The sequence below is a fragment of the Streptomyces sp. NPDC050161 genome (assembly GCF_044460025.1).
Lineage (GTDB): Bacteria > Actinomycetota > Actinomycetes > Streptomycetales > Streptomycetaceae > Streptomyces.
The window spans coordinates 453,756-478,193 of the sequence record NZ_JBITJM010000003.1 but is presented as its reverse complement, the minus strand read 5'-3'; the positions used below and the strand labels follow the sequence as shown (position 1 = coordinate 478,193).

The window sequence follows — 24,438 nt, the reverse complement described above, 5'->3', positions numbered from 1 at the left end:
CCTTCGTGGCATGGCAGCCTCCCCCTCCGCACCACGCAGCCGCCGGGAACGACCGGCCAAGCCCGCCCTGACCCAGGACGGGATCATCGCGGCAGCGGTCCGCATCATGCGGGCCGACGGCCTGCCACGCGTGACCATGCGCCGCCTGGCCCAGGAACTCGACACCGGACCCGCCTCGCTGTACGTGTACGTCCGCAACACCACGGAACTGCACGCGGCGATCCTGGAAGAGCTGCTGGGCGAGGTCGATCTGACCCCGGTGACCGCCGCCGGGCCGTGGCGCGAGCGGCTGGCCGGCGTCCTCACGTCGTACACGCGGGTGCTCTTCGCGCACCCCAGCCTCGCCCACTCGGCCCTGGTGGCCCACCCGTCGGGCAAGAACTATCTGGCCCTGGTCGAGGGCCTGTTGGCGCTGCTCGCCGAGGGCGGCGTGCCGGACCGGCAGGCGGCGTGGGGGATCGACGCGCTGCTCCAGGTCGCCACCGCGACCGCGGCCGAACAGTCCGCCCGCGACCACGCCGAACACGCCAGGGCCGAGCACCGCGCGCTCGCCGCCGCGGTGGAGGGCGCGTCCGCCGAGACCCACCCGCGCATCGCGGCGCTCGGCGCCGACCTGATGTCCGGCACCCCCGAGACGCGTCTGGCGTGGATCTTCCAGATGCTCATCAACGGCGCCCTGCACACCCCCAGGCCGACGGACTGACCCCCGTGCCCCACCACACGAAGGAGGCACCCATGCCCCCGCACCACCCTCTCGCGATCATCGGCGCCGGTCTCGGCGGGCTGACCCTGGCCCGTGTGCTGCACGTCCACGGCATCGAGGCCGCCGTTTACGACCTCGACGCCTCCCGCCACGCCCGCCCCCAGGGCGGCATGCTCGACATCCACGAGGAGTCGGGGCAGGCCGCCCTGCGCGCCGCCGGTCTCCACGACGCCTTCCGCCGGCTCGTCCTGCCAGGCGGCGAGGCCACCCGCATCGTCGACAAGCACGCCACGGTCCACCTCGATGAGCCCGACAAGGGCGACGGCGGCCGTCCGGAGGCCGACCGCGGCCACCTGCGCGACCTGCTCCTGGACTCGCTGCCGGAAGGAACGGTCCGCTGGGGCGCCAGAGTCACCGCGGCCGAATCCATCGGCGACGGACGCCACCGGGTGTCCCTCGCCGACGGCAGCTCCTTCACCACCGACCTGCTCGTCGGGGCCGACGGCGCCTGGTCCAAGGTGCGTCCACTGCTCTCCGACGCCCGTCCCTCCTACACCGGCGTCATCTTCGTCGAAGGTGACCTGCTGGACGCCGACCGGCGTCACCCCCGGGCCGCGGCCGTCGTCGGCGGCGGCTCACTGTTCGCCCTGGGTGACGGCAAGGGCCTCCTCGCGCACCGCGAGCACGACGCCGTCCTGCACGTCTACAGCGCCCTGCGGATCGCCGAGGACCGGGCCGCCGCGGTCGACTTCGGCGACACCGCGACGGCCAAGGCCGCCGTCCTGGAACACTTCGCCGACTGGGACGCCGACCTGCGGTCCCTGATCGCCGACGCGGACGGCCCCCTCATCCCCCGCCCGATCCACGCCCTGCCCGTCGAGCACCGCTGGGAGCGCGTCCCCGGTGTCACCCTGCTCGGCGACGCCGCCCACGTCATGTCCCCGTTCGCCGGCGAGGGCGCCAACCTCGCCATGATCGACGGCGCCGACCTCGGCCGGGCCATAGCCGCGCACCCCGGCGACACCGAAGCCGCACTCGCCGCCTACGAACAGCGGCTCTTCCCTCGCGCCCGCGCCGCCGCCGAGGATTCCGCGACCGGCCTCTCCGTCTGCCTCGGCGAGGACGCGCCCCGGCGCCTGCGGGCCATGATCTCCGGTCCCCGCGAAGACTCCTGACGCATCGTCAAAACCCTTGCTATAAGCCGCCCTTTAGGAAATCCAAAGTCCTGTCATGAGGGCAAATCACGTCGCATGCAGGGCTCTTGGCGGCACGGGGCGAAGCACCGGGGAGCGACGGCGCTTCGCCCCCGTGGCGGCGACACGCAAGGTGGCGGCGGTACGACAATAGGTAGTCGCACATGGGTACGAAACTGCGCATTCAGTGCAGCGCAGCTTTCCGGCCGCACCTCCGGGTCCGGCCGGTTGCGGGCCACGGGATCACGAACCGACGATCAGCCCCGATTGCCGATCGGTCACCCGGACCGGCCGGCACGTCCCCGGCAAGGAGATCCTGTGAGCGACCGGACAAGTCTCGCCCCCGATGCGGCACGGCAACTCGCGACGGCCACCAAGACCACCCCGCAGATGCGCGGCATCACCCCGCGCTACCTCCTGCGCGCCCTGCCCTGGGTGGACGTCGAATCCGGTGTCTTCCGCGTCAACCGCCGCCGGACCTACGTCCTGGGTGACGACCGCATCAGCACCCACAACGACGGCGGTTCGCCCCGCGTCATCCCGGGAGACCTGCGGGAGGTGCCCTACCTCCGGGAGGCCGACGACGCCCTGCTCACCGAGCTGGCGAACGCCTTCACCGAAGTCACCTTCGAGGCCGGGCAGATGCTGGCCCAGGACGGCGACGCGCACGACCGGCTGTGGGTGATCTCCCAGGGCCGCGCCGAGAAGCGGGTGAGCGGTCGCTACGGCGAGGACGCCGTGCTCGAAGTGATCGGCGACGGCCAGTTCTTCGACCTCGACGCCTGGACCCGCTCCGCGCCCCTGCCGTACCGCGTCAAGGCGCTCACCCCCGGTGTGGCGCTGTGCGTCGACCGCAGCGTGCTCGCCGGGCTGTGCGACCGCGACGCGACGGTACGGGGAGCGCTGGACGCCTACCTCGCGGCGGACGGCGTCCTGCCGGGCTCCGAGGTGCCGGTCGACCTCAGCGCCGGGCACATCGGTGAGCCCGAACTCCCCGCGACGTACGTCGACTACGAGGACGCTCCCCGCGAGTACCACATGACCCTCGCGCAGACCGTGCTGCGCGTGCACACCCGGGTCTCCGACCTCTACAACGGGCCCATCGACCAGACCCGCGCGCAGGCCAACCTCACCGTGCACGCGCTGCGCGAACGGCAGGAAGCCTCGCTGCTCAACCACCCGGAATTCGGCCTCTTCAACAACGTGGCCCCCGGGCAGCGGGTGCAGGCGCGCACCGGTTCCCCGACCCCTGACGACCTGGACGAGCTGCTGACCCGGGTCTGGAAGCAGCCCGGCTACTTCCTGGCGCACCCCCGCGCCATCGCCGCGTTCGGCCGGGAATGTACCCGCCGGGGTGTGCCCCCGATCATCGACAACCGGTTCGGCAGCCCGCTGCTGACCTGGCGCGGCGTGCCGCTGCTGCCCTCCGACAAGGTGCGGTTCTCCGGCGGCGCGGGCATCGGCACCACCGAGATCCTGCTGATGCGCACCGGCGAGGCCGAGCAGGGCGTGGTGGGGCTGCGTCCCGCGAAGGTCGAGGACGAGGTGGAGCCCGGTCTGGCGATGCGGAACATGGGCGTCGACCAGAAGGGCATCACGTCGTACCTGATGACGGCGTACTTCAACTCCGCGGTGCTGGTGGAGGACGCCCTCGCGGTGCTCCAGAACGTCGAGGTCTCCAACTACCATGACTACTCCTGACGTCACCCGGAGCGGGTGGCCCGGCACACCGCCCGCTCCGGACCCGCTGACCGGCGGCGCGCCGTCGGCCGGAGCCGTCACCACCCCGTCCGCCGCGACCGCGCAGCCCTCCGGTCTCCCCGGCCAACGCGCCGCCTTCTCACCCGAGTTGGTGCGTGCGGACTTCCCGATCCTGCACCGTACGGTGAACGGGCATCCGCTGGTCTGGCTGGACAACGGAGCCACCACGCAGAAGCCGCGCCAGGTGATCGAGACGCTGGCCGCCTTCTACGGATCCGCCAACTCCAACATCCACCGCGGCGCGCACACCATGGCCAGGGAGGCCACCGAGGCGTACGAGGGCGGCCGGGCGGCGGTCGCCGATTTCCTGGGCGCGCCGTCGCCCGACAGCATCGTCTTCGCACGCGGCACGACCGAGGCGATCAACCTCGTCGCGCAGAGCTGGGGACGCGCCAACCTCGGGCCAGGCGACGACATCCTGGTGCCGGTCCTTGAGCACCACTCGAACATCGTGCCCTGGCAGATGGTCGCCAAGGAGACCAGGGCCCGGGTGGTGCCGGTGCCGCTGCGGCCCGACGGGCAGATCGACCTGGACGCGTACGCCGATCTGCTGTCCATGCGCACCCGACTCGTCGCGATCAGCCATGCGTCGAACGTGCTGGGCACCGTACCGCCGGTCCGTGAGATGACCGCGCTCGCCCACCGCTACGGCGCCAAGGTGCTGGTGGACGGCGCGCAGGCGGTGGCGCACTTCCCCGTCGACGTGCAGGACCTGGACGCCGACTTCTACGTGTTCTCCGGGCACAAGCTGTTCGCCCCCACGGGCATCGGCGCGCTCTACGCGAAGCCGGACGTCCTGGCGGGCATGGCGCCGTGGCAGGGCGGCGGCAACATGATCGAGTCGGTCGGCTTCAACGGGACCACCTTCGCACCCGTGCCCCACCTCCTGGAGGCCGGAACCGGGCACATCTCCGGTGTGGTCGGCCTGCTGTCGGCGCTGAACTGGCTGACCTCCTTCGACCGGGACGCCATCGCCGCCTACGAGACGTCGCTGATGGAGTACGCGCAGCAAGCCCTGGCCGGTGTGCCAGGACTTGAGCTGCTGGGCTCGGCGCCGGACCGGATCGCCGTGCTGACCTTCACCCTCGCGGGACACGACCCGTCGGACATCGCGGCCTGGCTGGACCGCGACGGCATCGCCGTACGGGCCGGCCACCACTGCGCCCAACCGGCCCTGGGCCACTACGGCGTACAGAGCGCGGCCCGCGCTTCGCTCGCGCTCTACAACACGGCCGAGGAGGTGGACAAGCTGGTGGCCTCGCTGCACCGGCTGCACGAGTCCGCCTGACGCCCCTTCCCCAGGCCCGCCGCCCACCGGCATCCGGTGGGCGGCGTCGCCCTGTCGGTCAGTCGTCCGCCCACTCGGCCAGCCGGAACGGGCCCGCGGCGCCGGGGCCGAACATCACCGGCAGGCTGTTGCCCAGCGGCACCACGACGAGCGGCTGGTCACCGTACTCCCGGAGAAAGTTCTCCAGCGGCTCCCAGATCATCTCCCGGTACCCCGATGCGGAGTGCTGGCGCTCGAAGGAGAGGGTCAGCGCTGAGCCCATCACCGTGACGCTGACCGCGTCGACCTCCAGCCATTCCGCACCGATCCAGGCTTCGAGCCGCACGTAGGACATGGCGCCAGAGTGCCCTCTTTCCCGGCCGGTCCGCAATGCTTCCCTGCCCCCGTCCGGCCCGGGAGCGGCGCGGGTCCATCCGTGGTGTCATCGAAGGGAGGGATCCACACTCCGTAGGCGGGAGGAATCATGACCGGCAACATGGCCGGCGCGCTGCGGGCACGGGACATCATGTCCGCCGGGGTGCAGTGTGTCGGCGCCCACGAATCGCTGCTCCAAGCGGCCCGGATGATGCGCGATCTGAAGGTCGGCTGCCTGCCGATCTGCGGCGACAACAACAAGCTCAGCGGCGTGATCACGGACCGCGACATCGTCGTCAAGTGCTGCGCCGAAGGCATCGACCCGGCGACCGTGCAGGCCGGAACCCTGGACGGGCCGCTGTACTGGATCGACGCCGCGGCGGACGCGTCCGAGGTGCTGGCCACGATGGAAGCGCACCAGATCAAGCGGCTGCCGGTGATCGACGTGGCCGGCGGTCACCGTCTGGTCGGCATGATCACGGAAGCCAACCTCGCGAAGAACCTCAGCGATGAGCAGATCGCGGAGTTCGCGGGGCGGGTGTACGCGACGGCACGGTAGGGAGCGCAACGGCGCTGCACTCACGGGCCAACAGCGTTTCCTGCCATGGCAGTTGCGGCAGGAGTCGGCGCGGTGCGGGCCAGGCGCCCGGCGGCGAGTTCGCTGAGCAGGGCCGCCTGGCGGGGCAGTACCGCGTCGTCGAAGACCGCGTGCGGGGAGTGGTTCATCGGCGCGCCCGCCGGGTCGCTGCCCTCGGGTGCCGCGCCGAGCAACAGCATGGCGCCCGGCACCCGTTGCAGGACGAACGAGAAATCCTCGGAGCCGCCCGCCGGCTGCGGGGAGAGCCACACCGCCTGGTCGCCGAGGAGTTCCCTGGCGGTGTCGAGCACGAAGGCGGTCTCCCCCGGCTCGTTGACGGTGACCGGGTAGAGCACCTCGTAGTCGACCTCGGCGTGCAGTCCGTGGGCCGCGGCGATGGACCTGACCAGGCGGGGCAGACCATCGGCGAGCCGTTCGTGGTGGGCCTCCGAGTAGCTGCGGACGGTCGCTTCGAAGGTGGCGGTCTCGGGGATGACGTTGTGCTGTGAGCCGGCCGTGAAGCGGCCCACGGAGACCACGACGGGGTCGAAGATGTCGAAGGTGCGGCTGGTCCAGCTGTGGATCGCCGTCACCATCTCGCAGGCGGCGGGCACCGGGTCGGCCGCGGTGTGCGGCTCCGATCCGTGGCCGCCCCGGCCCCTGACGGTCACCCGCAGCACGTCGGACGCGGTCATCACGGTGCCGGGGCGGCTGACGACCAGGCCCTGCGGCACGCGGTTGGCCGACACGTGGATCGCGTAGGCGGCGTCCAGGGGCTTGCCCGCCGCCTCCAGCACCCCCTCCTCGATCATCCGGCCGGCGCCGTTGTGGCCTTCCTCGCCGGGCTGGAACATGAACACCACGTCGCCGTGGAGTCTCGCGCGCCGTGCGCTCAACAGCCGGGCGGCGCCGACGAGTCCGGCCGTGTGCAGGTCGTGGCCGCAGGCGTGCATCCGCCCGTCGATGCGGGACGCGTAGTCGACGCCGGATGCTTCCTGCACCGGCAGGGCGTCCATGTCCCCCCGGAGCAGCACCGCGCCTCCGGGCCTGCCGCCCCGCAGCACGGCCGTCACGGAGCCGATGTCCTTGCCCGGGGTGATCTCCAGGGGCAGGCCCTCCAGGGCGGCCAGCACTTTTTCCTGTGTGCGGGGCAGTTCCAGACCGAGTTCGGGTTCCCGGTGCAGGGACCGCCGCAATGCGACGAGGTCGTCCCGCAGTTCCTCGGCGTCCGTCAGTACCGACACCTCATGCCGCCTTCCGTTCGTTGTGGCCGCCCTGTCGTGCGGCGGCCCTGCCCCAGCGTGAAGTCGCCGCCTCAGCGGCGGCCAGAAACCGCAGGAAACTCGCATTAGGGTTCTTCTCATGCAGGATTTCGACCGGCTGGACGCCACGGACTCGGCTCTCGTCCACGCCCTCCAGATCAGCCCACGGGCGGGCTGGGCCAAGATCGCCGAGGTGCTCGGCCTGGACGCGGTCACCCTGGCCCGCCGCTGGAAGCGGCTGAGCACCCGGGGCGCGGCCTGGATCAGCTGCTATCCGGGCCCGGCCCTGGCGGCGGCCGGCGAGGGCTGCCTGGCGTTCATCGAGGTGGACTGCGCCAACGGTCAACTCCTCGACGTCGCCGACCGGTTGGCGCGGCAGCCGATGGTGTCCACCGTCGAGCACGTCAGCGGCGACCGGGACCTGCTCCTGACGGTCATGACCACCGACCTGGGCGCCCTGTCCCGGTGGGTCACCCAGGCACTCGGTTCGCTTCCGGGTGTCACGTCGGCGCGTACCCAGCTGGCCGGAGCCATCTACACGGAGGGCAGCCGGTGGCGACTGCGTGTGCTCGCCCCTGCCCAGGTGGCGCGGTTGTCGGAGGGGCGGCAGGCACGGGAGCGGGCGGCGGGCCCGGCGCTGTCGGAGCTGGACCGGAGGCTGATCGTGGCGCTGTCGGCGGACGGGCGGGCCTCGTACACCGCGCTCGCCGACGCGTGCGGCACCAGCGTGGACACCGTACGGCGGCGCACCAAGCGGCTGCTCGACTCCGGGGCGGTGCAGATCCGGTGCGAGATCGCCCGTCCGCTGTCCGAGCGGCCGGTCGCGGCGGTGCTGTGGGCGCAGGTGCCGTCGGACACCGTCGAGCACACCGCGCGGGTGATCGCCGGGATGCGGGACATCCGGCTGTGCGCGGGGATCACCGGGCGGCACAATCTGCTGGTCATCGCCTGGGTGCGGTCCGTTGACGACGTCCAGCGCCTGGAAACCCGGGTCACCGGGAAGGCGCCGGGACTCGTCATCGGCGACCGGGCGGTGGCGCTGTGGCCGGTGAAGCTGAGCGGGCACCTGCTGGACGAGGACGGTTACCGTCGTGGAACGGTGCCCATCGACGGCTGGCGGGCAGCGGCGGCGGGCCGGGGCGGATGAGGCGGCGTCAGCGGTCGCCGCGATCGGTCAACGCCCTTGCCCCGGCGGGGATTTCGCACCCCGGCGAACGTCCAGGACCGGCCGGCCGCCTTGACGTCATGTCCTCACACCATGAACATGCATGAGGCAAGAGAGCGCTCTCATGGACGTCAATCGTTCACTACCTGAAGCAGGAGAGCTTCCATGTCTCGACCCCCCACACCTGCCGACGCCACTTCAGCAGCCGCATCGGGCCCCTCGCGCCGACGCGTCGTCGCCTCGCTGGCCGCCGCCCTCCCCGCCACCGGCCTGCTGACCATGGACTCGTCGGCCACGGCCGCCGCCGCACCCTCCAGGACCGGTGCCCCCGCCGCGGGTCAACTGCCGGGCGGCGGCGACCTCGGCCCGAACGTCCTCGTCTTCGACCCGTCAACTCCCGGCATACAGGCGAAACTTGACGAGATATTCCAGAAGCAGGAGACCGCGCAGTTCGGCACCGGACGGTATGCGCTCCTGTTCAAGCCGGGCACCTACGACGGGCTCAACGCCCAGCTCGGCTTCTACACCTCGATCGCGGGCCTGGGCCTGTCGCCTGACGACACAACCATCAACGGCGATGTCACCGTGGACGCGGGCTGGTTCGACGGCAACGCGACGCAGAACTTCTGGCGCTCGGCGGAGAACCTCGCCCTCAAGCCGGTCAGCGGCACCAACCGGTGGGCGGTCGCCCAGGCGGCGCCGTTCCGGCGGATGCACGTCAAGGGCGGGCTGAACCTGGCACCCGACGGCTACGGCTGGGCCAGCGGCGGCTACATCGCCGACAGCCGCATCGACGGCACCGTCGGCCCGTACTCGCAGCAGCAGTGGTACACCCGCGACAGCGCGGTGGGCGGCTGGGAGAACGCCGTGTGGAACATGGTGTTCTCCGGTGTCGAGGGAGCGCCCGCGCAGGGCTTCCCCGACCCGCCCTACACCACCCTCGACACCACCCCGGTCTCCCGCGAGAAGCCGTTCCTCCACCTGGACGGCGACACCTACAAGGTCTTCGTCCCCGAGAAGCGCACCGACGCGCGCGGGACGAGCTGGGGCGGCGGCACACCGCGCGGCGAGTCCCTGCCGCTGGACCGCTTCTACGTGGTCAAGCCCGGCACCGATGCGGCGACCCTGAACGCCGCGCTGGAGCAGGGCCTGAACCTGCTGCTCACCCCCGGCATCCACCACGTCGACCGGACCGTCGAGGTGCGGCGCGCGAACACCGTCGTCCTCGGCCTGGGGTACGCCACGATCGTCCCGGACAACGGCGTGACCGCGCTGAGGGTCGCGGACGTCGACGGGGTGCGGCTCGCCGGATTCCTGATCGACGCCGGCCCCGTCAACTCCGCCACCCTGCTCGAAGTCGGCCCCGACGGCGCCTCGTCCGACCACTCAGGCAACCCGACCACCGTGCAGGACGTGTTCGTACGGATCGGCGGCGCGGGCCCCGGCAAGGCGACGACCAGCATGGTGATCAACAGCAACGACACCGTCATCGACCACACCTGGATCTGGCGCGCCGACCACGGCGACGGCGTGGGCTGGGAGACCAACAGGGCCGACTACGGCATCCGCGTCAACGGCGACCGGGTGCTGGCGACCGGCCTGTTCGTCGAGCACTTCAACAAGTACGACGTGGAGTGGCACGGCGAGCAGGGCCGCACCATCTTCTTCCAGAACGAGAAGGCGTACGACGCGCCCGATCAGGCCGCCATCCAGAACGGCGACACCAAGGGCTTCGCCGCGTACGCCATCGCCGACAAGGTCAGCACCCACGAGGGGTGGGGCCTGGGCAGCTACTGCTTCTACAACGTGGACCCGTCGATCCGCCAGGGCCACGGCTTCAAGGCGCCCGACAAGCCCGGCATCAAGCTCCACGACCTGCTGGTCGTCTCGCTGGGCGGCAAGGGGCAGTACGAGCACGTGATCAACGACATCGGCGCCCCCACGTCAGGCGAATCGACGGTGCCTTCCACCGTCGTCTCCTACCCCTGACCCGCCCGGCCCGCCGCCCCGTTCCGTGCCGGCGGGCCTTCGTGTCCGTCCGGCGCGGCGGGCGGCGGGGCGGCGGGGCGGCGGCACCGTGCCCGCCGGGCTGAGCAGCGGCAGCATCAGGACGTCGTCCGTCGCGCCGATCCGGTCGTCGAGCGCCGCGACTTCGGGGGACGCCACCCGCAGCAGGTTCCACGAGGGCGGTAGCAGGCGGAGTGACTCCGGGCCGCGGCAGGGCCGTACGCACCGCGGTCCGGAGAAATCCGTGAACAGGGGGCCATTGGTACAGTCACCTGGACGCTTTCCGGCCCGACCGGCCGGCCGTGAAGACCGTGAGGAGGCCGTGGGGCCATGGCCGTTGACGCTCTCGACGCGAGAATCCTCGGGCTGCTGCTGGAACAGCCGCGCACCAGCGTGCGGGAGTACGCCCGGCTGCTCGGCGTCGCCCGCGGCACGGTGCAGGCGCGGCTCGACCGGCTGGAGCGGGACGGGGTCATCACGGCCTACGGCCCGCGGCTCTCGCCCGCCGCGCTGGAGCATCCGGTGCTGGCCTTCGTCCACATCGAGGTGACGCAGGGGCACCTGGAGGAGGTCGCGGACGCACTGGCCGAGGTGCCGCAAATCATCGAGGCGTTCTCGACGACCGGCGGCGGTGACCTGCTGGCGCGGGTGGTCGCGCGGGACGCGGAGCACCTGGAGGACGTGATCCAGCGGCTGATCAACCTGCCTGGCGTGGTGCGCACCCGTACCGAAGTGGCGCTGCGCGAGCGGGTGCCGCACCGGATGCTGCCGCTGGTGGAGGCGGTCGGGGACGCCGCGGGGCCGCGCTGATCCGGCCAGGGCGCGGACCCGGGCGCCGGCCGTCCTTGGCATGCTGGAGGGCATGACTAGCCTCTCCGTGTCCCGCGCCCCGTCCGCCCGCGCCGTCCCGGTGATCTTCGATCTGGACGGGACGCTGGTGGACAGCGAGCCGAACTACTTCGAAGCCGCGCGGCGGGTGCTCGCCGGGTACGGCGTGACGGACTTCAGTTGGGATGACCACACCCGCTTCATCGGCATCAGCACCCGCGAGACGCTGCTGACGCTGAAGCGGGAGCACCGCATCGACGCGCCGATCGAGGAGCTGCTGGCCGCGAAGAACCATGCGTATCTGGAGCTGGCGCGGGCGCACACCCGGGTCTTTCCGCAGATGCGCGTGTTCGTGGAGCGGCTGCACGGCGCAGGGCACCCGATGGCGGTGGCGTCCGGCTCCTCACGGACCGCCATCGAGACGGTCCTCGCGGGCACCGGCCTCGACGCTCAACTGACCACCCTGGTCTCGGCGGAAGAGGTGGCGCACGGCAAGCCGGAACCCGACGTGTTCCTGGAGGCCGCGCGCCGCATCGGTGCCGAGCCGGGCGACTGCGTGGTGCTGGAGGACGCGCCGCCCGGCGCACAGGCCGCGCACCGGGCGGGCATGCGGTGCATCGCCGTCCCGTACGTCGCGGGCTCCGCGGACGACCCGGCGTTCGCGACGGCCGGGCTGCGCTTCGACGGCGGCCAGGACCAGTTCACCGCACAGGCCGCGTACGACTGGCTCGGGCAGCCCGACCGGTCTGCCTGACCGTACGGCGGTGTGGCACGGGCGCCTCGGGGGCAACAGCGGCCGGGGCGGCCCGGGTTACTTCTTGGCGCGGCTCGGCTGGACCCGCTTCGGCTCGCCCTTCACCTTCGGGTGCTCCGGCGGATAGGGCAGGTCACCCAGGCCGTGGTCGCGTTCGTCGCGGTCGGCCAGTTCGAGCGCCGCGTCCAGCCGGAAGGCGTGCGCGTCCATGTCGGCGTGCACGTCGCCGGCCTCCGCGAACCTGGCCGGCATCGTGGCCAGGTCGAAGTCCTCGGGTACGGCGCGGGTCAGCTCGTCCCAGCGCAGCGGCGCGGAGACCGGGGCGCGCGCGGAGGGACGTACGGAGTAGGCGCTGGCGATGGTGCGGTCCCGCGCGGTCTGGTTGTAGTCCACGAAGATCTTGGCGCCGCGCTCCTCCTTCCACCACGCGGTGGTGATCCGCTCCGGTGCCCGCCGCTCCAGCTCCCTGGCGACGGCGATCGCCGCACGCCGCACCTGCGTGAAGACCCAGTCGGGGGCGATCGGCACGAAAACGTGCAGGCCACGGCCGCCGGAGGTCTTGGGCCAGCCGGTCAGGCCCAGTCCGGCGAGTACCTCCCGGAGTTCGACGGCGGCCCGCACCGCGTCGGCGTACGCCGTGCCAGGCTGCGGATCGAGGTCGATGCGCAGTTCGTCCGGGTGGTCGGTGTCGCCGCGGCGTACCGGCCAGGGGTGGAACGTCAGGCACCCGAGGTTCGCCGCCCACAGCACGGCCGCCGGTTCGGTGGGGCAGATCTCGTCGGCGTAGCGGCCACTGGGGAACGCGATGCGGCCGGTGGGGATCCAGTCGGGGAGGTTCTTGGGGGCCCGCTTCTGGAAGAAGGACTCGCCGTCCACGCCGTCGGGGTGCCGCTGGAGCGTCGTGGGGCGGTCCCGGAGCGCGCGCAGGATGCCGTCACCGACGCTCAGGTAGTAGCGGGCCACGTCCCCCTTGGTGAAGCCGCGCTCGGGGAAGTAGACCTTGTCCGGGTGGGACACCCGCACCGTCCGGCCGCCCGCGGTCAGCTCCAGCGTCTCTGCCATGCACTTCACGCTAGGCCGCCCGCGCGGGCAGCGCCCGTCGGCGGCCGTCCGTGCGGCGGCGGCTCGGCGGGCGTGGCCGGGCCCGCCCGCGCACAATCACGACCATGGACCTTCCGGTGATGCCCCCCGTGCACCCGATGCTGGCGAAGACCGCCGCGGCCATCCCGCCCGGTATGCAGTACGAGGCCAAGTGGGACGGCTTCCGGGCGATCGTCTTCCGTGACGGGGACGAGATCGAGCTGGGCAGCCGTTCGGCGAAGCCGCTGACCCGCTACTTTCCCGAGCTGGTCGCGGCGCTGCGCGAGCGGATCCCGCCGCGCTGCGTACTCGACGGCGAGATCGTGATCGCCCGCGCGGGCCGGCTGGACTTCGACGCGCTCCTGGAACGCATCCACCCGGCCGACTCACGGGTCCGTCATCTGGCGGAGGTGACCCCGGCGAGCTTCGTGGCGTTCGACCTGCTCGCCCTGGGCGACGCATCGCTGATGCCGCAGCCGCAGCAGGCCCGCCGCCGCGAGCTGACCGCGGCGCTGCGCGACGCCACCGCGCCCGTCTTCCCCGCACCCGCAACCGACGATCTCGACCTGGCCCGCAGCTGGTTCGACCGCTTCGAGGGCGCGGGGCTCGACGGCGTCGTCGCCAAGCCTCCCGGCATGGCGTACCGGCCGGGTGAGCGCGTCATGACCAAGGTCAAGCACGAGCGGACCGCCGACTGCGTCGTGGCCGGCATCCGCCACCACAAGAGCGGCCCCGTGGTCGGCTCCCTGCTCCTGGGGCTCTACGACGACACGGGCCGGCTCCAGCACGTCGGCGTCTGCGCCTCCTTCCCCATGCGGCGGCGCCAGGAGCTGATGACGGAACTCGAACCGCTGCTGATGGCCTCCGTCGAAGGGCATCCGTGGGAGCGGTGGACCAGCGAAGAGGCCCAGGCCACGGGCCGGTTGCCGGGCGGGCCGAGCCGATGGACGGGCAAGAAGGACCTGTCCTGGCTGCCACTGCGCCCCGAGCGGGTCGTCGAGGTCGCCTACGACCACATGCAGGGCGACCGCTTCCGGCACACCGCCCAGTTCCGCCGCTGGCGCCCGGACCGCGAACCCGCCCAGTGCACGTACGCGCAACTGACCGAGCCGGTGCGCTACGACCTGACGGAGGTGCTGGGCGGGTAGGGCCGGTCTCCGGTTGTGATCACTGGGCTTGCAGGAGGCTGCGGAGCCAGATGGTCGCTGCGCCTCAAGCGCGGCCACGATCTCCTCGCTGGCCCGTATGCCTGCCGAGCCGTGATGAGCCCGCGCCGTTCCCGCCGGTCGGTCAGGAACGGCCCGATGAACTCCCCGTCGCAGTGCGTGAGTTGCGCACGTGTCACACCAACTGTCCCACCTGACCGATGTCCCAGCCGGGGCGTGGTCACGGCCGAAGACAGTCCCTAGTCAGCGGTGATTCGATTCCAGAGGTGGTGCACAAGGCCGCTTGCCGAGGTCGCCGACTCGATGGTGAAGCGGTCCTGAACTTCGGCCAGCCCGTCCCACATCGAGACTCCGGCGCCGAGGGTGATGGGCACGGTGACCAGGTGCATGAAGTCGATGAGGTCGGCCGTCAGGAACTGCCGGACGGTGGAGGGGCCACCGCCGATGCGAACGTCCCGGCCGTCCGCGAGGTCCTGGGCGTATGCGAGTGCGTCCTCGGGCGTGGCGTCGAGGAAGTGGAAACTCGTCCCGTTGCCGAAGTGGATGGGGTCACGCCGGTGGTGAGTGAGCACGACCACGGGCGTACGGAAGGGAGGCTCGTCGCCCCACCAGCCTCGCCAGTCGTCGTCGGTCCACTCGCCGGCCTGCGGACCGAACTTGCCCCGGCCCATGATCTCGGCCCCGACGCCCTGGCCCCAGGTGCTCGTGAGAGCGCGATCGAGGGTGATCGGGTCATCCACGGCGTCCACACCGTGGATGACCCGCCCGTCGAAGCGCGCGAACAGCCTCTCGGCGCCCCCGATAGGTGCGTCGATCGTGATCGTCTCGCCTGCGCTGTAGCCGTCGAGGGAGACATGAAAGTTCTGCACGCGGACCTTGGCCATGTGATGCACCTTCAGCGAGTGATTGCGATCTGCAACTGGTTGACGAACCCTACAATGGAGGAGTTGCGAGTCGCAATCAGTCAGGAGGTGCGCGATGCGCGAGAAGCCGCGTTCGGGTTGCGCGATCAACGCCGCGGTGGAGGTCCTGGGAGACCCGTGGACTCTGATCGTGCTTCGTGACGTGATCTTCGGCGGACGTCGTCACTTCCGCGATCTTCTGACCCGGAACGACGAAGGCATCGCGTCCAACATCCTCGCCAGCCGCCTGCGCAAGCTCGTCGAGGCACGCCTGCTCAGCCGCGACGATGCCACGCGCGGCCAGAAAGCGACCTACACCCTCACCGAAGCCGGCATCCAGACCCTCCCCGTGATGGTCGCCCTCGGCGCGTGGGGGCTACAGCACCGGCCCACCACCCCGGAGCTTGCGGTGCGCGCCCGCATCCTCGCGGAGGGTTCCCCGCACCTCGTCGGTGAGCTCATGGACGAACTGCGCGAGATCCACCTCGGCGCCACCCGCGAAGCCCCCAACAGCCCCACCGCTTCCGAGCGGTTGCAACAAGCGTACGAAGCTGCTCGGTCACAGACTCCCTGACGGGCCGAGGCCGGGCTCCAGGGCGCCCCCTTCCGCCGCTCGCCCCTGCCCTTCCCCGCTCCCGCAGGTCCGGCACCCGTATGCTGAGCCGCCATGTTCACCCGTGAAGGTCCCACGCTCCGCGAACTGGCCGTGCAGGCGCTGTCGTCGGTGGAGCGCGGCTACGACCTGCTCGCCCCGAAGTTCGACCACACGCCCTTCCGTACGCCGGACGCCGTGCTCGACGCCACGGCCGCCGCCCTCCGTGAACTGGGGCCGTTCGACAGCGGTCTGGACGTCTGCTGCGGGACCGACGCCGGGACGGGCGTACTGCGGCAGGTGTGCCGGACGCGGGCCGTGGGTGCGGACCTCAGCGCCGGGATGCTGGCGGTGGCGCGGCGTACGCGGCCGGTGGCCGGTGACGGGCCGCGGGTGGACTGGGTGCGCGGCGATGCGCGGGCCCTGCCGTTCGGTCCCGTCTTCGATCTGGCGGTCAGCTTCGGGGCGTTCGGGCACTTCCTGCCGCGCGAGTGGCCCGGCATGTTCGCCCAGGTGCGCTCGGTGCTGCGGCCCGGCGGAAGGTTCGTCTTCCCGCTCGCGGCGCCCGCCCGCCCGGGAAGCTCGCTCTACTGGGCCGTGGCCGCCTTCGACGCGGCGATGCGGGTGCGCAATCTGCTGTGGCGGCCGGCCTTCGTCATGTACTACCGGCCGTTCCGGCTGACGGAGGTCCGGGCGGAGCTGGGGCTGCGGGCGGACGGCAGCCCGCGCTGCCGCCTGGTGGTGGCCACCCGGGTCTGACCCGTGCCGTGGGCACGCCGACGGCGCCTCACCTCAACTTCGGTTTGGTACAGACCTCTTGACGACAGGTCTGGACCAACTTACGGTGTGGCGCGCCACCGCGTCACCTCACGTACGCCTCCAGGCCACCCCCTCCCCCGCTCTCCCCTCACCGCTCCACCGCCGGCCGGCCGACCGGCATGCGACGCGGCACGACAACCGGTGGCTGCTACCCACCCACCCCGCGCCATGCCCCCACGGGTACCGCAACGGATGCGCTGCGGGCCCGCCATGGCAAGAAGGGAGCACAGCATGAAACGTCGGACGTCACACCTGCTGGGAATCGGCCTGGCAACGGCCTTCGTCACGCACCTGCTGGTCGCCGCGGCACCGAGCGCCCCGCAAGTCCCGCCCGCCCCCGCCGCGTACGCCCAGAGCGCCTCGGCACCGCGTGCACCGCACGCGGCGAAGGACGACCCCTGCGCGGTCAAGTCCAAGCCCACCGGGAAGGTCGTCCAGGGCTACTGGGAGAACTGGGACGGCGCGTCGAACGGCGTGCACCCGCCGCTGGGCTGGATCCCGATCACCGACAAGCGGATCCGCGACCACGGATACAACGTCATCAACGCCGCCTTCCCCGTGGTCCGTTCGGACGGCACCGCGCTGTGGGAGGACGGGATGGACTCCACGGTGAAGGTCGCGACGCCGGAGGAGATGTGCCAGGCGAAGAGTGACGGCCTGACCCTCCTGATGTCCATCGGCGGTGCGACGGCGGGCATCGACCTCAGCTCCAGCACCGTCGCCGACCGGTTCGTCGAGACGCTCGTGCCGATCCTGAAGAAGTATCACTTCGACGGCATCGACATCGACATCGAGACGGCGCTCAGCGGCAGCGGCGACATCAACAAGCTGTCCCCCTCGCAGTCCAACCTCATCCGCATCATCGACGGCATCCTCGGCAAGATGCCGTCGAACTTCGGCCTGACGATGGCGCCCGAGACGGCGTACGTCACCGGCGGCAGCGTGACCTACGGCTCGATCTGGGGCGCGTACCTGCCCATCGTGAAGAAGTACGCGGACAACGGCCGGCTGTGGTGGCTCAACATGCAGTACTACAACGGCAGCATGTACGGGTGCTCGGGCGACTCGTACTCCGCCGGCACCGTCGAGGGGTTCACCGCCCAGACCGACTGCCTCAACAAGGGACTGGTCGTCCAGGGCACCACGATCAAGGTCCCGTACGACAAGCAGGTCCCGGGACTTCCGGCCCAGCCCGGCGCCGGGGGCGGCTACATGTCACCGGACCTGGTGTCGAAGGCGTGGAGCACGTACGGGAACGGGCTGAAGGGGCTGATGGCCTGGTCGATCAATTGGGACGGTTCCAAGGGATGGACGTTCGGCGACAACGCCAAGTCATTGCAGGGGCGTTGAGGAATTCACGAGCGGCGGTACGCCGGAATTCCCCCCGGATTCCCTGTCTTCCACAAGTGAACTGCCGTCCGGGAAAAGGAAGATGACGCGCAGGCAATTTCCTGTGGTTCGGACCGGCAGGCATCATCCCGCAAAGGGTGCGGGCCGGCACCCTCGCGAAGAGGGTGCCGGCCCGCAGCCGTAAAAGGGATCAGGCAGTCGGCAGCTTCGCCGACCAGGCGGTGACGGACAGCGTGCCGTTGTCCACTTCCTGGTCGAAGGAGATGACGCTGTGCGAGTTGCTGCCGGTCGGGGAGACCTGCAGGTACTTGGCGTGGGCGGTGGAGGCGCCGGTGTGGGTCCACACCAGGTCGGCGTAGGCGGCCTGGCCCGGCTTCAGGGTGACCTTGTGGACTCCGGGGTCCTTGGCGAAGTAGGTGTCACCGTGCCGCGCCGTGGTCTTGAGGGCCGTGTGGCCCTTGCCCTCCAGGGCGAGACCCGGGTAGCCGCTGAACGAGCAGGCGGTCTTGCCGGTGTTCTTGACCTTCAGGTAGGTCCCTGCATGGTTCATGCCCGACTGGCTGCCGTCCCCGGGGGTGGTCGACACCTTCAGCGTCCCCGGCTGGCAGGCACCGGCGGCGGACGCGCCGGTGGTCGCGGCGGACGCGACACCCGCGGTCATCCCACCGGCAAGCGCGACGGCAGCGGTGGCGATAAGGGCGGTACGCAGACCACGCATGGTCATCATCTCCTCGAATCCGTATCAGGACGGGGGAAGCGACCGACGCCACGGCTTCGGGGGCCCGTTCCGTGCCGTGCCGTGCCTGGCTCGCGCAGCGCGCGACGGCCGCGGACGGCGGAACCGGACACAGATCCGGCCGGTGACGTCCCGTTCGTTTCCCCCCACACACCACACTGCCGGGTGGCGCTGCCGAACGGCTAACAGATCACTAACGTACGGATGTTGGTGCCGGAGCGGCCTCGCACGGCGCAGGGGCCCGCCCGCCACCCGGAGGTCGCGGACGGGCCCCTGCCGGGTACCTGCTGTGTTACTTCTTGAAGCCGTAGTCCATCAGCTTCTTCGCGTCCGCCGTACGGTTGGCGACCGAGGAGGAGGTGAGGACGGTGCCGATGACCGTCTTGCCACCACGGGTGGCGGCGAAGACCAGGCAGTACTTGGCCTCGGGGCCCGATCCCGTCTTCAGACCGATGGCGCCCTTGTAGCTGCCGAGCAGGGTGTTCGTGTTGGTCCACGACATGTTGCGGTAGCCACCGCTCTTCATCGTGACCTTCTGCGTCGTCGACTTCGTCTTCACGACGTTGCGGAAGGTGGAGTACTTCATCGCGCTGCTGGCGAGCTTGGTCAGGTCGCGCGGCGTCGAGTAGTTCGCGCCGTGACCGATGCCGTCGAACGAGTCGAAGTGCGTGTTCTTCAGGCCCAGGCTCTTGGCGGTGGCGTTCATCTTGCCGATGAACGACTTCACCCGGGCGGCCCGGGTGGAGCCGCTGCCGAACTTGTCGGCCAGCGCGTACGCGGCGTCGCAGCCGGACGGGAGCATCAGCCCGTACAGCAGCTGGCCGACGGTGACCTTGTCGCCGACGATGAGGCGCGCCGATGACGCGCCCTTCGAGACGATGTAGTCGCTGTACGCCTTCTGGATCGTGACCTTGGATTTCAGGTTGAGGTTCTTCTGGGCGAGCACCACCCGAGCGGTCATGATCTTGGTGGTGGAGCCGGTCGAACGCCGGGTGTCGGCGGCCTTGGTGAAGAGGGTCTTCCCCGAGCCGTTGTTCATGACGAAGCCGCCCTTGGCGGCGATCGACGGCGCCTTGACGGTGGCGGCCTGCGCCGGAGCGGCGAACGCTCCGGCGGACAGGACAGCGCCCGCGGTGACGACGACCGCGGAGGTGCGCTTCATGCCCCTATTTGCGATTTTCAAGATAAATGCTCCAAATACCCTTTACAGGACGGGCACATGAGGATGCCCGCTTACCCATGAGACGCATGAGACGGGCGTATGGATGCACACCCGCGGCATGATTATCCTCCGCTTCGCGCCGCCGAAGCGTCGTCCTATGGGTGGCACTTCCTCAAATCCTGGTATCCCCGGTGGAATTCCGTCACCGGCAGTGCGTCACGACGGGAACTCGACCACCGCTTTGGTGACCTTTCCGTGATGTGCCGCGTCGATCGCCTCGTTGATCTCTTCGAAGGGGAATACCTCGACGAGCCGGTCGAACGGGAACCTGCCTTCGCGGTGGAGCGAGATCAGCCGCGGGATGAAGGTGTGCGGGTCGGCATCGCCCTCGACGACGCCGACCAGCGAACGGCCGAGGAGCAAATGGCCCTGGTCGATGGTGATGTCATTGGCGGCGCCCTGGAATCCGACCGTGGCGCAGACGCCGGGCACGGTCAGGGACTCCAGCGCCTGGCGTACGACCGCGGGGATGCCGATGCACTCGACCGCGTGGTCCGCCCCGCCGCCGGTGATCCGCACCACGGCAGCGGCGGGGTCCTCGTCCGTGGGGTCGATGACGTGCGTGGCGCCCAGTTCCGCGGCCAGCGCGCGGCGGCTCTCCAGCGGGTCGACGGCGATGACGGTCGCACAGCCCGCCACCTTCGCCGCCATGACGGCCGAGAGGCCGACCGAGCCCGCGCCGAAGACGGCGAGCGAGCTGCCGGGCGCCGGGTCCAGGGTGTTGAGCACCGCTCCGGCGCCGGTCTGGATCCCGCACCCCAGCGGGCCCAGCAGTTCGAGCGGCAGGTCGCGGTCCACCTTCACGACGTTGCGCGGCGTGGTCACCACGTGCGCCGCCCACGACGACTGGCCGAAGAAGTGGCCGTGCACCGGCTCGCCTTCGGCGCGGTACGCGGTGGTGCCGTCGGCGCGGGCGCCGCCGAAGTTCAGCCTCGCCATCTCGGGGCAGTGGACGAACCGTCCCGCCTTGCAGCGGTCGCACGCGCCGCAGTAGGCGTAGCTGAGCACGACGTGGTCACCGACCGCCACCTCGGTGACGGACGCGCCGACCTGCTCCACCACGCCGGCTCCTTCGTGCCCCAGGATCAGCGGCAGCTGATCCGGCTCGGCGGTCGCCATCACCCCGAGGTCGGTGTGGCAGATGCCGGACGCGGTCACCTTGACCAGCACCTCGTCGTCGCGCGGCGCCTCCACGTCGACGGACTCGACGGACAGGGGTGTGCGGGCGGCGCGCAGTACGGCGGCGAGGGACCTGGGCATCGGGCGGCTCCTTCTTGACGAATGGTGACGCGACGTCAAGAAGGGTATGCGGCTTGGCTGTTGGGCGGGTTCCCAGTGGCGCGGCGGGGGTCAGATGGCGGCGCGGATGGCCCGCTCGAAGCCGTCGACGTGACTGTCGGCGAGTTCGGCCGCCTTGTCCGCGTCACCGGCGATGACGGCGCGCAGCAGCGGGCCGTGCTCGCCGATGTGTCCCGCCATGCCCGGCAGCCGGTCGACGAAGAGGCACCACACCCGGGTCGCCAGGTTGTCGTAGTGCACGAGGGTGTCTTCGAGGTACGGGTTGCGGGTCGCGGCGTACACGGCGCGGTGGACCTGGAGGTCGAGGCGCATCAGCGTGTCGGCGCTGCGCTGCTGTGCGGTGCCGTCCTCCAGCTCGTCGAGGAGGGCGGTGAGGGCGGCCCGGTGGCCGTCCGTGGCGCGTCGGGCGGCCTGAGCTGCGGCCATCGGCTCCAACTGGCGGCGCACCTCGGATATATGGGCCAGGTCCGTGATGTTGACCTCGGTGGCGAAGGTGCCGCGCCGCGGGTAGGTGGCGATCAGCCGTTCGTACTGGAGGCGCTTGAGCGCCTCGCGGACCGGGGTGCGGCCGAGCCCGAGGGACTGTGCCAGCTGGTCCTCGCTGATCGGGGCTCCCGGGCGGATCTCCAGCATCACGAGCCGGTCGCGAATGGCGCGGTAGGCACGCTCGGCGAGCGAGATCTCCTCAACTCCGGGCTCCGTGCGCTTCATCCGGCCCCCTTGACCTGTTCCGTTGGCTCCCATACGTTACCGCAAGCTTCTGATATATCAGTTGCTCGCCAGACGCATTTTAGGACGGTGCGCAGATGCCAGCGAACTCTTCGGTCACCACGGACGCCTCCCACCTCTCCCTCCCGCTGAGCACCCTCGACCCCGAGGTCGCCGCGGCGATCGACGCCGAACTGGACCGCCAGCAGTCGACCCTCGAAATGATCGCGTCGGAGAACTTCGCTCCGGCGGCGGTGATGCAGGCCCAGGGGTCGCCCCTCACCAACAAGTACGCCGAGGGCTACCCGGGCCGCCGCTACTACGGCGGCTGCGAGCACGTCGACGTCATCGAACGCCTCGCCATCGCCCGCGCCAAGGAACTCTTCGGCGCCGAGGCGGTCAACGTGCAGCCGCACTCCGGCGCGCAGGCCAACGCCGCCGCCATGGCCGCGCTCCTCGAACCCGGCGACACCCTCATCGGCCTGGACCTGGCGCACGGCGGACACCTCACGCACGGGATGCGCCTCAACTTCTCCGGCCGGCTCTACGACGTCGTCCCGTACCACGTCCGCGCATCCGATCTGCGGGTCGACATGGAGGAGGTGGAGAAGCTCGCCAGGCAGCACCGGCCGAAGATGATCGTCGCGGGCTGGTCGGCCTATCCCCGGCAGCTGGACTTCGCCGCCTTCCGCCGGATCGCGGACGAGGTCGGCGCGTATCTGCTGGTGGACATGGCCCACTTCGCGGGTCTGGTCGCCGCCGGTCTGCACCCCAGTCCCGTGCCGTACGCGGACGTGGTCACCACCACCACGCACAAGACGCTGGGCGGACCGCGCGGCGGGCTGATCCTGAGCCGGGCCGCGCTCGCCAAGAAGATCAACAGCGCGGTGTTCCCCGGCCAGCAGGGCGGGCCCCTGGAGCACGTGATCGCGGCGAAGGCGGTCGCCCTGCGCATCGCCGCGACACCGGCCTTCCGCGAGCGCCAGCAGCGCACGCTGGACGGCGCGCGGGCACTGGCGGGACGGCTGCTGGCCGACGACACCGCCGAGGCGGGCCTCTCCGTGCTCACCGGCGGCACCGAGGTCCATCTCGTCCTCGTCGACCTGCGCAACTCCACGCTGGACGGCCAACAGGCCGAGGACCGGCTGCACCGCATCGGCATCACCGTCAACCGCAACGCGGTGCCCTTCGACCCGCGGCCCCCGATGGTGTCGTCGGGGCTGCGCATCGGCACCCCCGCGCTGGCGGCCAGGGGCTTTCGCGCCGAGGAGTTCCGCGAGGTGTCCGACATCATCGCGCAGGCCCTGATGGGTGATCAGGACGCGCACCACCGGGAGTTGAGCCGGGCGCGTGCCGCCACGCTGCGCGACCGCGTCGCGGCGCTCGCCGAGGCGTTCCCGCTCTACGACCACCTCTCCGCCCCCGCGCACGGCCTGAAGGGATCCGCCGGATGAGCACCGAGCCACTCCCCGAGCACCCCGAGCACCTCTGGCGCAATCCCGGGCCCCGCTCCTCCTACGACGTCGTCATCGTCGGCGGCGGCGGGCACGGACTCGCCACCGCCTATTACCTCGCGTCGGTGCACGGCATCACGAACGTCGCCGTCCTGGAGAAGGGCTGGCTGGCGGGCGGCAACATGGCCCGCAACACCACGATCATCCGCTCCAACTACCTCTGGGACGAGAGCGCGGCGCTCTACGAGCACGCCTTGAAGCTGTGGGAGGGGCTGCCCGACGAGCTGGACTACGACTTCCTCTTCAGCCAGCGCGGCGTCCTCAACCTCGCGCACACCCTCCAGGACGTACGGGAGGGCACCCGCAGGGCCAACGCCAACCGGCTCAACGGCATCGACTCCGTGTGGCTCGGCCCCGACGAGATCGCCGAGATCTGCCCGATCCTCAACACCTCACCCGACACCCGCTATCCCGTGCTCGGCGGCACCTACCAGCCGCGGGCCGGCATCGCCAAGCACGACCACGTCGCCTGGGCGCTGGCCCGGCGCGCCGACGAGCTGGGGGTCGACCTCATCCAGGGCTGCGAGGTCACCGGCTTCCTGAAGGACGGGAACCGGGTCACCGGCGTCGAGACCACCCGGGGCCGCATCCACGCCGGGCGGGTCGGGCTTGCCGCCGCCGGACACAGCAGCGTGCTGGCCGAACTGGCCGGGTTCCGGCTGCCGGTGCAGTCCCACCCGCTCCAGGCGCTGGTCTCCGAACTGCACGAGCCGGTCCATCCGACCGTGGTCATGTCCAACCACGTGCACGTGTACGTCTCGCAGGCGCACAAGGGCGAGCTGGTGATGGGCGCGGGGGTCGACGCATACAACGGGTACGGGCAGCGCGGCGCGTTCCACGTCATCGAGCAGCAGATGGCGGCGGCCGTCGAGCTGTTCCCGGTCTTCGCCCGCGCGCACGTGCTGCGCACCTGGGGCGGGATCGTGGACGTCACCCCGGACGCCTCGCCGGTCATCGGCGCCACCCCCGTCGACGGTCTGTTCGTCAACTGCGGCTGGGGCACCGGGGGTTTCAAGGCCACCCCGGCGGCCGGCTGGACCTTCGCGCACACCCTCGCCACCGGCACCCCGCACCCGCTCAACGCGCCCTTCGCCCTCGAACGGTTCACCACGGGAGCGCTCATCGACGAACACGGCGCCGCGGCCGTGGCCCACTGAG

General features: G+C 70.9%; 23 protein-coding genes and 1 pseudogene. 15 read left to right on the top strand and 9 right to left on the bottom strand.

From position 1 onward, the window contains the following. The first annotated feature begins 10 nt into the window (after positions 1 to 10). From ACIBK8_RS07485 to ACIBK8_RS07470, 4 genes are all read left to right on the top strand, one after another. Entirely contained in the window at positions 11 to 703 is a 693-nt protein-coding gene (locus ACIBK8_RS07485; RefSeq protein ID WP_399040659.1) for a TetR/AcrR family transcriptional regulator, read from the top strand. A gap of 32 nt (positions 704 to 735) precedes the next feature. Next, positions 736 to 1,878 (top strand): FAD-dependent oxidoreductase, encoded by a 1,143-nt coding sequence (locus ACIBK8_RS07480; RefSeq protein WP_399040658.1) that lies wholly within the window; start codon positions 736 to 738, stop codon positions 1,876 to 1,878. 336 nt (positions 1,879 to 2,214) lie between these two features. Beyond that, a complete protein-coding gene (locus ACIBK8_RS07475; protein WP_399040657.1) occupies positions 2,215 to 3,597 on the top strand; it encodes a family 2B encapsulin nanocompartment shell protein in 1,383 nt (460 codons plus the stop codon). Beyond that, positions 3,584 to 4,945 (top strand): SufS family cysteine desulfurase, encoded by a 1,362-nt coding sequence (locus ACIBK8_RS07470; protein WP_399040656.1) that lies wholly within the window; start codon positions 3,584 to 3,586, stop codon positions 4,943 to 4,945. Before ACIBK8_RS07475 ends, ACIBK8_RS07470 begins: the two co-directional genes overlap by 14 nt. 58 nt (positions 4,946 to 5,003) lie before the next feature. On the opposite strand, the gene ACIBK8_RS07465 is transcribed toward ACIBK8_RS07470, so the two are convergent. Next, positions 5,004 to 5,279, bottom strand: coding sequence for a hypothetical protein (locus tag ACIBK8_RS07465; protein WP_399040655.1), 276 nt, complete (start codon positions 5,277 to 5,279; stop codon positions 5,004 to 5,006). Positions 5,280 to 5,420: 141 nt separating this feature from the next. Between ACIBK8_RS07465 and ACIBK8_RS07460 the strand changes: the two genes are divergently transcribed. Beyond that, positions 5,421 to 5,858, top strand: a complete 438-nt coding sequence (locus tag ACIBK8_RS07460; protein ID WP_399040760.1) for a CBS domain-containing protein — start codon at positions 5,421 to 5,423, stop codon at positions 5,856 to 5,858. 20 nt (positions 5,859 to 5,878) lie between these two features. Here the strand turns inward: ACIBK8_RS07460 and ACIBK8_RS07455 are convergent, their stop codons facing one another. After that, a complete protein-coding gene (locus ACIBK8_RS07455; RefSeq protein ID WP_399040654.1) occupies positions 5,879 to 7,120 on the bottom strand; it encodes a M20 family metallopeptidase in 1,242 nt (413 codons plus the stop codon). A gap of 118 nt (positions 7,121 to 7,238) precedes the next feature. On the opposite strand from ACIBK8_RS07455, the gene ACIBK8_RS07450 reads away from it, so the two are divergent. Both ACIBK8_RS07450 and ACIBK8_RS07445 read left to right on the top strand, forming a co-directional pair. Beyond that, positions 7,239 to 8,285, top strand: coding sequence for an Lrp/AsnC family transcriptional regulator (locus tag ACIBK8_RS07450; protein ID WP_399040653.1), 1,047 nt, complete (start codon positions 7,239 to 7,241; stop codon positions 8,283 to 8,285). Between the two features lie 183 nt (positions 8,286 to 8,468). After that, a complete protein-coding gene (locus ACIBK8_RS07445; RefSeq protein WP_399040652.1) occupies positions 8,469 to 10,292 on the top strand; it encodes a coagulation factor 5/8 type domain-containing protein in 1,824 nt (607 codons plus the stop codon). 99 nt (positions 10,293 to 10,391) lie between these two features. On the opposite strand, the pseudogene ACIBK8_RS07440 reads toward ACIBK8_RS07445, so the two are convergent. Continuing rightward, positions 10,392 to 10,511 (bottom strand): annotated as a pseudogene (locus ACIBK8_RS07440) (cytochrome P450); the annotation flags it as partial. 129 nt (positions 10,512 to 10,640) lie between these two features. Here ACIBK8_RS07440 and ACIBK8_RS07435 point away from each other — a divergent pair. Both ACIBK8_RS07435 and ACIBK8_RS07430 read left to right on the top strand, forming a co-directional pair. Further along, positions 10,641 to 11,120 (top strand): Lrp/AsnC family transcriptional regulator, encoded by a 480-nt coding sequence (locus ACIBK8_RS07435; RefSeq protein ID WP_393681181.1) that lies wholly within the window; start codon positions 10,641 to 10,643, stop codon positions 11,118 to 11,120. A gap of 52 nt (positions 11,121 to 11,172) precedes the next feature. Further along, positions 11,173 to 11,892, top strand: a complete 720-nt coding sequence (locus ACIBK8_RS07430; protein WP_399040651.1) for an HAD family hydrolase — start codon at positions 11,173 to 11,175, stop codon at positions 11,890 to 11,892. Positions 11,893 to 11,949: 57 nt separating this feature from the next. Here the strand turns inward: ACIBK8_RS07430 and ligD are convergent, their stop codons facing one another. Then, on the bottom strand, positions 11,950 to 12,954 hold the full coding sequence (gene ligD, locus ACIBK8_RS07425; protein WP_399040649.1) for a non-homologous end-joining DNA ligase: 1,005 nt from the start codon (positions 12,952 to 12,954) through the stop codon (positions 11,950 to 11,952). Between the two features lie 104 nt (positions 12,955 to 13,058). Here ligD and ACIBK8_RS07420 point away from each other — a divergent pair, with 104 nt between their 5' ends. Then, positions 13,059 to 14,120, top strand: a complete 1,062-nt coding sequence (locus tag ACIBK8_RS07420; RefSeq protein ID WP_399040648.1) for an ATP-dependent DNA ligase — start codon at positions 13,059 to 13,061, stop codon at positions 14,118 to 14,120. A gap of 257 nt (positions 14,121 to 14,377) precedes the next feature. Here ACIBK8_RS07420 and ACIBK8_RS07415 read toward each other — a convergent pair whose 3' ends face one another. Continuing rightward, complete coding sequence (locus tag ACIBK8_RS07415; protein WP_399040647.1) at positions 14,378 to 15,022, bottom strand: dihydrofolate reductase family protein; 645 nt, start codon at positions 15,020 to 15,022, stop codon at positions 14,378 to 14,380. 94 nt (positions 15,023 to 15,116) lie between these two features. Between ACIBK8_RS07415 and ACIBK8_RS07410 the strand changes: the two genes are divergently transcribed. The 3 genes from ACIBK8_RS07410 to ACIBK8_RS07400 all read left to right on the top strand — a co-directional run bounded on the left by ACIBK8_RS07410 (position 15,117) and on the right by ACIBK8_RS07400 (position 17,801). Continuing rightward, complete coding sequence (locus ACIBK8_RS07410) at positions 15,117 to 15,614, top strand: winged helix-turn-helix transcriptional regulator (RefSeq protein ID WP_399040646.1); 498 nt, start codon at positions 15,117 to 15,119, stop codon at positions 15,612 to 15,614. Positions 15,615 to 15,707: 93 nt separating this feature from the next. Beyond that, positions 15,708 to 16,391, top strand: a complete 684-nt coding sequence (locus tag ACIBK8_RS07405; protein WP_399040645.1) for a class I SAM-dependent methyltransferase — start codon at positions 15,708 to 15,710, stop codon at positions 16,389 to 16,391. 291 nt (positions 16,392 to 16,682) lie between these two features. Then, positions 16,683 to 17,801 (top strand): chitinase, encoded by a 1,119-nt coding sequence (locus tag ACIBK8_RS07400; protein WP_399040643.1) that lies wholly within the window; start codon positions 16,683 to 16,685, stop codon positions 17,799 to 17,801. 190 nt (positions 17,802 to 17,991) lie between these two features. Here the strand turns inward: ACIBK8_RS07400 and ACIBK8_RS07395 are convergent, their stop codons facing one another. The 4 genes from ACIBK8_RS07395 to ACIBK8_RS07380 all read right to left on the bottom strand — a co-directional run bounded on the left by ACIBK8_RS07395 (position 17,992) and on the right by ACIBK8_RS07380 (position 21,769). Continuing rightward, complete coding sequence (locus ACIBK8_RS07395) at positions 17,992 to 18,519, bottom strand: DUF4232 domain-containing protein (RefSeq protein ID WP_399040642.1); 528 nt, start codon at positions 18,517 to 18,519, stop codon at positions 17,992 to 17,994. 310 nt (positions 18,520 to 18,829) lie between these two features. Further along, entirely contained in the window at positions 18,830 to 19,699 is an 870-nt protein-coding gene (locus ACIBK8_RS07390; RefSeq protein ID WP_399040640.1) for a D-alanyl-D-alanine carboxypeptidase family protein, read from the bottom strand. 216 nt (positions 19,700 to 19,915) lie between these two features. After that, complete coding sequence (locus ACIBK8_RS07385) at positions 19,916 to 21,019, bottom strand: NAD(P)-dependent alcohol dehydrogenase (RefSeq protein ID WP_399040638.1); 1,104 nt, start codon at positions 21,017 to 21,019, stop codon at positions 19,916 to 19,918. A gap of 90 nt (positions 21,020 to 21,109) precedes the next feature. Beyond that, a complete protein-coding gene (locus ACIBK8_RS07380) occupies positions 21,110 to 21,769 on the bottom strand; it encodes a GntR family transcriptional regulator (protein ID WP_399040636.1) in 660 nt (219 codons plus the stop codon). A 95-nt stretch (positions 21,770 to 21,864) separates the two neighbouring features. On the opposite strand from ACIBK8_RS07380, the gene glyA reads away from it, so the two are divergent. Both glyA and ACIBK8_RS07370 read left to right on the top strand, forming a co-directional pair. After that, complete coding sequence (gene glyA / locus ACIBK8_RS07375; RefSeq protein WP_399040635.1) at positions 21,865 to 23,220, top strand: serine hydroxymethyltransferase; 1,356 nt, start codon at positions 21,865 to 21,867, stop codon at positions 23,218 to 23,220. After that, positions 23,217 to 24,437: a sarcosine oxidase subunit beta family protein gene (locus ACIBK8_RS07370; RefSeq protein WP_399040634.1), complete on the top strand. Its 1,221-nt coding sequence runs from the start codon at positions 23,217 to 23,219 to the stop codon at positions 24,435 to 24,437. The genes glyA and ACIBK8_RS07370 overlap by 4 nt, the downstream gene beginning before the upstream one ends. Position 24,438 lies beyond the last annotated feature (1 nt).

What these genes read in the sequence shown, in the direction of transcription:
- ACIBK8_RS07485 (WP_399040659.1), top strand. Translation starts at nt 11, where the DNA reads ATGGCAGCCTCCCCCTCCGCACCACGCAGCCGCCGGGAACGACCGGCC.
- ACIBK8_RS07480 (WP_399040658.1), top strand. Translation starts at nt 736, where the DNA reads ATGCCCCCGCACCACCCTCTCGCGATCATCGGCGCCGGTCTCGGCGGG.
- ACIBK8_RS07470 (WP_399040656.1), top strand. Translation starts at nt 3,584, where the DNA reads ATGACTACTCCTGACGTCACCCGGAGCGGGTGGCCCGGCACACCGCCC.
- ACIBK8_RS07465 (WP_399040655.1), bottom strand. Translation starts at nt 5,279, where the DNA reads ATGTCCTACGTGCGGCTCGAAGCCTGGATCGGTGCGGAATGGCTGGAG.
- ACIBK8_RS07460 (WP_399040760.1), top strand. Translation starts at nt 5,421, where the DNA reads ATGGCCGGCGCGCTGCGGGCACGGGACATCATGTCCGCCGGGGTGCAG.
- ACIBK8_RS07450 (WP_399040653.1), top strand. Translation starts at nt 7,239, where the DNA reads ATGCAGGATTTCGACCGGCTGGACGCCACGGACTCGGCTCTCGTCCAC.
- ACIBK8_RS07445 (WP_399040652.1), top strand. Translation starts at nt 8,469, where the DNA reads ATGTCTCGACCCCCCACACCTGCCGACGCCACTTCAGCAGCCGCATCG.
- ACIBK8_RS07435 (WP_393681181.1), top strand. Translation starts at nt 10,641, where the DNA reads ATGGCCGTTGACGCTCTCGACGCGAGAATCCTCGGGCTGCTGCTGGAA.
- ACIBK8_RS07430 (WP_399040651.1), top strand. Translation starts at nt 11,173, where the DNA reads ATGACTAGCCTCTCCGTGTCCCGCGCCCCGTCCGCCCGCGCCGTCCCG.
- ligD (WP_399040649.1), bottom strand. Translation starts at nt 12,954, where the DNA reads ATGGCAGAGACGCTGGAGCTGACCGCGGGCGGCCGGACGGTGCGGGTG.
- ACIBK8_RS07420 (WP_399040648.1), top strand. Translation starts at nt 13,059, where the DNA reads ATGGACCTTCCGGTGATGCCCCCCGTGCACCCGATGCTGGCGAAGACC.
- ACIBK8_RS07415 (WP_399040647.1), bottom strand. Translation starts at nt 15,022, where the DNA reads ATGGCCAAGGTCCGCGTGCAGAACTTTCATGTCTCCCTCGACGGCTAC.
- ACIBK8_RS07410 (WP_399040646.1), top strand. Translation starts at nt 15,117, where the DNA reads ATGCGCGAGAAGCCGCGTTCGGGTTGCGCGATCAACGCCGCGGTGGAG.
- ACIBK8_RS07405 (WP_399040645.1), top strand. Translation starts at nt 15,708, where the DNA reads ATGTTCACCCGTGAAGGTCCCACGCTCCGCGAACTGGCCGTGCAGGCG.
- ACIBK8_RS07400 (WP_399040643.1), top strand. Translation starts at nt 16,683, where the DNA reads ATGAAACGTCGGACGTCACACCTGCTGGGAATCGGCCTGGCAACGGCC.
- ACIBK8_RS07395 (WP_399040642.1), bottom strand. Translation starts at nt 18,519, where the DNA reads ATGCGTGGTCTGCGTACCGCCCTTATCGCCACCGCTGCCGTCGCGCTT.
- ACIBK8_RS07390 (WP_399040640.1), bottom strand. Translation starts at nt 19,699, where the DNA reads ATGAAGCGCACCTCCGCGGTCGTCGTCACCGCGGGCGCTGTCCTGTCC.
- ACIBK8_RS07385 (WP_399040638.1), bottom strand. Translation starts at nt 21,019, where the DNA reads ATGCCCAGGTCCCTCGCCGCCGTACTGCGCGCCGCCCGCACACCCCTG.
- ACIBK8_RS07380 (WP_399040636.1), bottom strand. Translation starts at nt 21,769, where the DNA reads ATGAAGCGCACGGAGCCCGGAGTTGAGGAGATCTCGCTCGCCGAGCGT.
- glyA (WP_399040635.1), top strand. Translation starts at nt 21,865, where the DNA reads ATGCCAGCGAACTCTTCGGTCACCACGGACGCCTCCCACCTCTCCCTC.
- ACIBK8_RS07370 (WP_399040634.1), top strand. Translation starts at nt 23,217, where the DNA reads ATGAGCACCGAGCCACTCCCCGAGCACCCCGAGCACCTCTGGCGCAAT.